This is a genomic window from Hyphomicrobiales bacterium (assembly GCA_030688605.1).
Taxonomy (GTDB): domain Bacteria; phylum Pseudomonadota; class Alphaproteobacteria; order Rhizobiales; family NORP267; genus JAUYJB01.
In genome coordinates, this window is sequence record JAUYJB010000075.1 from 1 (window position 1) to 7,472 (window position 7,472).

Here is a 7,472-nt window from a genome sequence, read left to right on the forward strand (position 1 = left end):
CCACCGAAGGCCGGGTTCTTTTGCGCCGTGGCGGTGTTGCGGCTGTTGGCCGATGCACCGCATCGCCCGGCGAGCCGCGCCTGGCCACGGCGCAAAATCATCCCGGTCAAATGGTTCCCTATAACCATGAACCGCTCTAGCTTCGCTCGGCCGATCCTTCCTACCAGGGGCAGCGCCCCCGTCCCGCGGGGTCAATGCTCCTGTCCTCGATACGGTTCAGTCGGGAACCTCGGACAAAGGGAAAAAGGCATGTTGTATCTGGCGCTCAAGGCGATGCACGTCATGGCGATCATTTCCTGGATGGCGGGGCTGTTCTATCTGCCGCGGCTGTTCGTCTATCACGCCATGGCGACGCCGAACGGCGAGGCATGGGAGACCTTCAAGGTGATGGAGCGGCGGCTCCTGAACCAGATCACCACGCCGGCGATGATCGCGAGCTGGGTGCTGGGCGGAGCGATCGTGCTGCTGCCCGCCGGCTGGGTTCCGGAAGAGGCCAGGAGCGAGCTGATCGGACACTATTGGTATCTGGCCAAGCTCGCGCTGGTGATCCTGCTGACGGTGTATCATTTCCTGCTGGTCTATTATGTGCGGGTGTTCGCGCGTGACGAGAATGTGCGCTCGCACGTCTATTACCGCTTCCTCAACGAGTTCCCGACCGTGGTGATGATCGGTGTCATCGTGCTGGTGGTCTTCCATCCGTTCTGACGCGCTGCGCGCGAAACCGTCTCCGGGGTCCCCAAGCCGGAGCTGGCTGGTACCCCGGCCAGCCGGAGAGCCCGCACTCTTATCCAAGGCCTTGATTTGATTGGCGCGCCGGGGAGGATTCGAACCCCCGACCCCCAGATTCGTAGATTGTGACCGGGCCATAATCAGGGATCATGGCGCATACTCGCCCCCCTGGCCATAGGGCCAAAATTCGTTGGTCTTGCAATAGGGTGTGTTCTAGAATGATGTCGCCGCCGCTCGGCGGCCTCATCGCGCATACTCGCGTCGGTGTTGCCTGAGCGTTGCCTATCGGAGGCCCCCGGATATGCCACGGGTCAAGCTCAACGATGCGAAGGTCAAGGCGTTGAAGCCGCCACTCAAGCCCCTACAGGTCGAGACCTTCGACACGCTCTTTCCCGCGCTTGCCATACGGGTGTCGTACAGCGGCGCGCGAACGTGGGTGCTGCACAAGCGCATCGGCGGGAAGCTCAAGCGCCTGACCCTGGGGCGCTATCCCGCCCTGTCCCTGGCCGGCGCGCGGCGGAAGGCTCGCGAATGGACAGAATACGCACAGCGCGGCCGCGACCCCGCGGCGGAAGCGGCCGAGCGCGACGCGGCGACCTACTCGGCGGCGGTCGAGCGGTTTCTTGACGGGCAAGCGAACTGGCTGCGGCCCCGGACCCTAGAGGAATACAAACGGGTCTTGCAGGGCGCCGGCGTGGCGGCATGGGGGGCAAAGCCGCTCGGTCGGATCGCGCGCGCCGATGTGGTGGCGCTACTCGATAAGATCGACCAGCGCGGCCATCGCTCGGCGGTCAATCACACTTTCTCCTACCTGCGAATTTTCTTCAATTGGTGCGTTGACCGCGACCTGATCGAGAGGGCGCCAACCGAGCGCATGAAGGCGCGGCACCCGGCGCCTTCGCGGGACCGCGTTCTCTCGGCCGACGATCTGGCCTTGGTTCTGGCGGCGCTTGATGACGACGGTGCCTTGCGGGTGCTGTACGGGTTGAGCGATTTGCCCGACCTTTCCGACCCGATGCGAAATTTCGTGCGGCTCTTGATCCTGACCGGCCAGCGGCGGGCGGAAGTTGCCGGAATGGCGTGGGCCGAAATCAGCGACCCGGACGGCGGCGAACCGCAATGGCAAATCCCCGCCGCGCGCACCAAGAACCATCGCGACCATATCGTGCCGCTGGCGCCGTCTGCCGCGGCGGTCCTGCGGCACCGCGCGAAGGCTAGGCGCGCCGGCGACGCGATGGTGTTCGGAAAGACTGGCGAGGCGCCATTGAGCGGTTTCAGTCGGGCGAAGGCCAATCTCGACGCGCGTATTGCGGCCGTCGCCGCGGCGCAAGGCAAGAAGGCTCCGGCTCCTTGGACGTGGCACGATCTGCGGCGAACGATGGTCACGGCGATGAACGAGAAGCTTGGTATCGCCCCCCACATCGTCGAGGCTGCGGTCAACCACATCAGCGGGGCGGCCAAGGCCGGCGTTGCTGGAACTTACAACAGGGCGATCTATCTCAGCGAGCGGCGCGAGGCGCTGGCGCGGTGGGCGGCTTATTTAGAGGAGGCCCTGGCCTAGAGGGCGCGGGCTATTTCTCCTTGAGTTCTGCTGTGTAGTGGGGATCATACCCGAACTCAATAGGGCGGCCTGTGCCCATTCGCTCTAGATGAACGATATAGTCTGGATCGCCCTTCCTCAAAGAAGCGCGGATAATTTCGTCCGGCGACAGGTGGCGGCAAACAAGCCGCTGCAAAACAGTGGATATCTCAGCTTCCGACAAGTCGCCGGGCATGTCGCGCTCGAAAATCTTTTCCGAGCTATTGAACCCCTGGACCCTCCAAACCTTCACCATCGCTAGCCTCCATTTATATTCTGCGCGGAACACGCAGCCGGGCCGATCACAAGATTGTGACCGGGCCGTTGCCATCTAGCAACAGTAAAGCTTGACGGCGGGGCGAATTATCCCAAGCCGGCCATCTAAGTAACTGCAAACAAATAGCTTTTTTCAGACCTTACGACCCGCCCCGCCGCCGTGGACACCGGCCGATAAGCAAACGTTTTATATAATCTAACATAATCGGGCATACTCCCGCTGCTTAAACTGTTCTGCCAGGTTACAAGGGTCGCCCACAAAACCGCTGTACATAAGGCCCTAGCTTTGTTACAATCGATGCTCTTGAGATGCTCTTGTCGGGTAAACGCTACTGCCCGGTAAGCTGCCGAGACGGAGAGAGATTGACCCGAAGCCAAGGCGGGACGCGGTTCTTTCACCCGCGCCGCGTCCCGCCATTCGTTGGGCCGGGCTTTCTTTTCCCGATACCCCATACGACACACCGAGCCGAAACGGGTGCGCAGCGCGCCGGACGGGAGCCGTTCGGCCTCGATAATGGGGTTTTACGTAATGAGCATCGACACACTGCCGAAGGCAGCCCAGAAGTTCCTCGACGAGCCCGAAAGAGTTCTGCTTACATCCAGGGAAACGGCCAAATTTTTGAGGTTGAAATCCCCGCAAAGCCTGCACAACAACAGATCGACGGGGCGGGGCGGCCTGCCTTGGGTCAAGTTGCCGAACGGCCGGGTCTATTACCGACTGAGCGATCTGACGGATTGGATTGCCGGGAGCGTGCGGACGCCGCACTCCTCGCGGCGCCCCGGCGAAGCGGCGTAATCGCCATGAGCAAGGGTGAACGCAAAACCGGCCCCCGCGCCGGCAAAGGCTCTTTGCGTTCGTTCGTCGAGCGCATAGAAAAGCTACGCGAGGCAGATCGTTTCGATGACGCCGGTGAGGTTATATTCAAGGCCGAGGCCGCGGGCTTCGATGGCCGAACACTCAGAACCGTGCTCAAGGAGCGCCGAATAGCCCGTGCGAAACGCGGGAGGACCGCCAGGGACCGAGCAGAGGCCGCCAGGGCGCGCAAGGCAGCGTACGAGAGCGAGAGGCGGCGGGTGCTGTTCGACATCTACATGTTCGAGCTTGGCCCGGACGACCCGGAGCGTGCGCCATGAACCGCCCGCTGCCGGCATCGAAACAGCTGGCGGATGCGGCGCTGGAATACGCCAAAACGTTTGGGCTCCCGGTTTTCCCGATCGCCAAGCCCGGCGCCAAGGCCCCGCCCGTCAAAGGCTGGCAGCAAGTCGCGACGTGCGACCTCAAGCAAATCGGGAAGTGGATTACGAAAGGGCTTAACCTGGGTCTCGCAATGGGGCGCCCGCTTCCGGCCGGCGGCTATGCCGTAGCGGTCGACCTCGACGTGCGAGGCAAGGACGGGATTACCGAATTCGCGAAGCTCATTGGCGGCGAGCCGCCGCGCACCCTGACGGCGGTCACGCCATCGGGGGGTATGCATCTCGTGTTTGCCACGCGGGAGCCGGCGAGGAACTCAGCATCGAAAATCGCCAGCGGCGTAGATATCAGGGGCGAGGGCGGCTACATCGTGGCCGTCGGCTCGACCACCGATGAAGGTGTTTATAAATTCCTTGACCGGGCGCCGATCGCAGGCGCACCCGCGGCCCTGGTCGGTGCCCTAAACGCCGCGGCCGCGACAGCCAAGCCGGTCAAGCTCGATGCGGCCATAGAACTCGACACGCCATCCGCCTTGTCGGCCGCGGAAGCCTACTTAGAGGAGGCGGCACCCTCGATAGAAGGCCAAGGGGGGAATGACCGGGCGTATAGGACCGCGGCGCGCCTGCGCGACCTGGGCATCTCGGAATGGATGGCCTCGTCAATGCTGCTCGGCGCATGGAATAGGCGGTGCGAGCCGGAATGGTCGACGGAAGAATTGGATACGATTTGCCGCAACGCATACGCCTACGGGCAGAACAGCCCCGGCTCGAAGTCGGCGGCCGTCGACTTCGACGTTCTGACCGACGCGGACATCGACCACATTGGGGCCAACGACAATCGGGCGGTCGAGCGCAAGGCCGTGCTGCCCGGCGCGACCCTCGATCTTGCCGCCCTGGCGGGCCGGCCCGTGCCCAAGCGGGAATGGCTTGTCGAGGGATTGATCCCCGCCAAGAATGTGACATTGCTTTACGGCGACGGCGGCACCGGCAAAAGCACGCTGATGATGCAGCTTGGCGCCGCGGTTGCGGCGGGGAGGGACTGGATAGGCCGGCCCGTGACCGCGGCGCGGCCCAAGGCCCTGATCCTAACGGCGGAAGACGATCGCGACGAACTGCACCGGCGCCTGGCCGACATCGCCAGCTTCGAGGGCTTGAGCCTGAGCGACCTGGGCGGCCACCTCAAAGCCATATCCTTGGCCGACCATGCCAGCGGCGCGACGCTCGCCGCGACTGACCGCAACGATCGGTTAAAGGCCACGCCGCTGTGGGACGAACTCGTGAGAGAGATAGCCGCTTTCCGGCCTTCTTTCGTGGCGCTCGATACCCTCACGGACATTTTCGGGGGCAATGAGAACGTGCGCGGTCAGGTGCGGGCTTTCGTCGCCTTGCTCCGGGCAGCGGCGATCCAATACGACGCGGCGGTTCTTGCCCTTGCGCATCCGAGCCGCGCCGGTCTTGCATCTCAAAACGAGTTCACTTCCGCGGCCGGTTCGTCCGGCTCGACGCACTGGAACAACTCGGTTCGATCGAGGCTCTATCTCAATCGCGGCGAAAACGCGGACGCTATGCGCCGCAACCCCGATCGGCGGTTACTGACGGTCATGAAAGCCAATTATGGCCGGGCCGGCGGGAAAATACCGCTGCAATGGACCAACGGCATTTTCCTGCCGGAGGGCGGGCACAATGCAGAGAGCGCCCGCGAACAGGCGCAAGACGCCGAGCGCGCCTTTATGAACTTGCTTGACGCCTACAGCGCCGAAGGGCGAAACATAGGCGATGCGCCCGGCAGGAACTACGCTCCGGCACTGTTCGCCAATGACGAGCGGTCTGGAATGACAGATAAGTGGCAGCTTAGGGACGCGATGAACCGGTTGTTCGCGAAGGGCAAAATCGAAGTCGTTACGGACGGGCCGCCGTCCAAGCGGCGGAGCCGCATAGCCCGCGTCGATGCGGCAGCCGAAGATGATGCAGCGTGAAGCAAGACGAAATCAGCATTCCAACTAAGCTGTGGGCCGCGCTTAAAGGCCGGCTCTGGCACGCTACCGACCTGCAAGCACTTGAAGCGATCTTGTCGGATGGCACGATACGGTCAGACCTACCGGCAAAGCGATATAAGACCGCTCTTTCTCGTAAACTCTGTGGCGTCAGCCTGTTCGATTTCAACGGAACCGAACGTGACATCGCGAAGCAGCAAGGTAACTGGTTGGAATGGCTCAGCCGCCCGCAACAGGGGCGCCTTGCCGTCTGGTTGGAAATCAACAGAGATGCACTTGGCGACAGCCTAATAGACCCGGCAGAGTTCCGCGCGAAAACCGACAACGAGGGTTTCCGTAGCTGCAAAGTCATTCCTTACGTCGAAGCGTGTCATGTCGGCGATGTTCCCGCCACTTCGATTATCGGCGCACTGGTGATTGATTCGTGCGTGATCAAGCGCTTTCGGCGGCTTGACGGTAAGGATAGATTGGTCGAACGGCTGTGCGCATTCCAAGATGAACTACCGCCCCCGCCGCCGCCGGACCCCCTCCTTACGATACTGAATGAGGCGATCGATCGTGTGAGAAAGCGCGCCGTCGCAGAATTCAAGAAGGCGAATAAACCGCTTAAGTAGCTGGCAGCGCCGCGCTTCATCTCGACAAAACCGCGAGCCTTCCAACGCCCTTCCAACGCCCTTCCAACGTTGAAAACAGGTCGATGGAATGCGTTGGAAACCGAGGCGCCAGAAATGGCGGAAACCTGCCGTTTGTCAAGACTTCCAACGCCCTTCCAACGCGGTTCCTTCCATCCCCTACAACCCCTCCGGCCACCGGGGCCGGGGGCGGGGCGCCCCGGCGGCCGTTTTGCAGGGATGCGAGACGCGCCCGCCAGATCGCCGGACCAAGCGCGAGAGGCTGGCCGCTTGTGCGGGGAAGTATCTATGCGCCGGAGCGGCCCGGCCGCGGCATCGCCCAAGCTCCGACGCGACGGAAACCAAACCGGCGGCAGCGCCTAAGCGACGGAAACCGAACGGGCGGCAGCGCCTAAGCGGCGGGAGCCCCTGGCCGTGCCGCCGATCTTGGCGACCCCGGCTGGCGCAATCTGGCGCGCGTGCGCGCCCATATGCAGGAACCGTCCGGCTCGAAATACCAATGACGTGTAAGTGGTCTCAAGTATTACCTAACCGTCAGACCGCCGATTAGAATATCGTATCGTGCACCAATAATCGTATCGTTGCGCCGCGCTTGACTTGCAGGGCGTTATGTGTATTCTAAGCTGTGTTTCCACTAGATGGAGTAAAGAGCACATGACTGGAAACATTTCAAACGGGCGCTATGGGCGTTTCGATTTCTGGATTTCTCGCCGTTCTACTGACTTAGAGGAATGGCTTGGTTTTGGCTGTGTCCCTTGGGCCGGCGTTGCGGTCCTGGCCCTTGGCCCGCTGGCCTTCAATCTCTCTTGGCCGGTGCGCCTGATCTGATCCCGGCGCACCCGCGGCGTATTTGCGGCGCTGGCCATAGCCGGCGCCATTTCTCTTTGGCGCCCTGCAAGCCCGGTCCTGGCGCTGCCTTGCGAGCCCGGTCCTGGCGCTGCCCTGCGAGCCCGGTCCTGGCGCTGCCCTGTAAGCCCGGTCCTGGCGCTGCCCTGTAAGCCCGGTCCTGGCGCTGCCCTGTAAGCCCGGCCCTGGCGCCGCCCTGTAAGCCCGGTCCTGGCGCTGCCCTGT

Annotated in this window: 8 protein-coding genes; 7 read left to right on the forward strand and 1 reads right to left on the reverse strand. The window is 62.8% G+C overall.

The features are described from left to right. The first annotated feature begins 252 nt into the window (after nucleotides 1-252). The gene (locus Q8P46_08980; GenBank protein MDP2620297.1) at nucleotides 253-705 is read left to right on the forward strand and encodes a CopD family protein; all 453 of its coding nucleotides are present in this window, start codon (nucleotides 253-255) and stop codon (nucleotides 703-705) included. Nucleotides 706-1,030: 325 nt separating this feature from the next. Further along, nucleotides 1,031-2,290, forward strand: a complete 1,260-nt coding sequence (locus tag Q8P46_08985; GenBank protein ID MDP2620298.1) for an integrase arm-type DNA-binding domain-containing protein — start codon at nucleotides 1,031-1,033, stop codon at nucleotides 2,288-2,290. Nucleotides 2,291-2,300: 10 nt separating this feature from the next. On the opposite strand, the gene Q8P46_08990 is transcribed toward Q8P46_08985, so the two are convergent. Beyond that, nucleotides 2,301-2,564 (reverse strand): hypothetical protein, encoded by a 264-nt coding sequence (locus Q8P46_08990; protein MDP2620299.1) that lies wholly within the window; start codon nucleotides 2,562-2,564, stop codon nucleotides 2,301-2,303. A gap of 549 nt (nucleotides 2,565-3,113) precedes the next feature. Between Q8P46_08990 and Q8P46_08995 the strand changes: the two genes are divergently transcribed. From Q8P46_08995 to Q8P46_09015, 5 genes are all read left to right on the forward strand, one after another. Further along, entirely contained in the window at nucleotides 3,114-3,380 is a 267-nt protein-coding gene (locus Q8P46_08995) for a hypothetical protein (GenBank protein MDP2620300.1), read from the forward strand. Nucleotides 3,381-3,385: 5 nt separating this feature from the next. Then, nucleotides 3,386-3,718 carry a DUF2312 domain-containing protein gene (locus Q8P46_09000; GenBank protein ID MDP2620301.1) on the forward strand — a complete coding sequence of 111 codons (333 nt, stop codon included), beginning with the start codon at nucleotides 3,386-3,388 and terminating at the stop codon, nucleotides 3,716-3,718. Next, complete coding sequence (locus tag Q8P46_09005) at nucleotides 3,715-5,751, forward strand: AAA family ATPase (protein ID MDP2620302.1); 2,037 nt, start codon at nucleotides 3,715-3,717, stop codon at nucleotides 5,749-5,751. The genes Q8P46_09000 and Q8P46_09005 overlap by 4 nt, the downstream gene beginning before the upstream one ends. Further along, the gene (locus Q8P46_09010; GenBank protein ID MDP2620303.1) at nucleotides 5,748-6,383 is read left to right on the forward strand and encodes a hypothetical protein; all 636 of its coding nucleotides are present in this window, start codon (nucleotides 5,748-5,750) and stop codon (nucleotides 6,381-6,383) included. Before Q8P46_09005 ends, Q8P46_09010 begins: the two co-directional genes overlap by 4 nt. A gap of 672 nt (nucleotides 6,384-7,055) precedes the next feature. Further along, nucleotides 7,056-7,229 (forward strand): hypothetical protein, encoded by a 174-nt coding sequence (locus Q8P46_09015; GenBank protein ID MDP2620304.1) that lies wholly within the window; start codon nucleotides 7,056-7,058, stop codon nucleotides 7,227-7,229. The last annotated feature ends 243 nt before the right edge of the window (nucleotides 7,230-7,472 follow it).

Coding starts and splice junctions, on each gene's coding strand:
- Q8P46_09000 (MDP2620301.1), top strand. CDS start 3,386: ATGAGCAAGGGTGAACGCAAAACCGGCCCCCGCGCCGGCAAAGGCTCT.
- Q8P46_09015 (MDP2620304.1), top strand. CDS start 7,056: ATGACTGGAAACATTTCAAACGGGCGCTATGGGCGTTTCGATTTCTGG.
- Q8P46_09005 (MDP2620302.1), top strand. CDS start 3,715: ATGAACCGCCCGCTGCCGGCATCGAAACAGCTGGCGGATGCGGCGCTG.
- Q8P46_08985 (MDP2620298.1), top strand. CDS start 1,031: ATGCCACGGGTCAAGCTCAACGATGCGAAGGTCAAGGCGTTGAAGCCG.
- Q8P46_08995 (MDP2620300.1), top strand. CDS start 3,114: ATGAGCATCGACACACTGCCGAAGGCAGCCCAGAAGTTCCTCGACGAG.
- Q8P46_08990 (MDP2620299.1), bottom strand. CDS start 2,564: ATGGTGAAGGTTTGGAGGGTCCAGGGGTTCAATAGCTCGGAAAAGATT.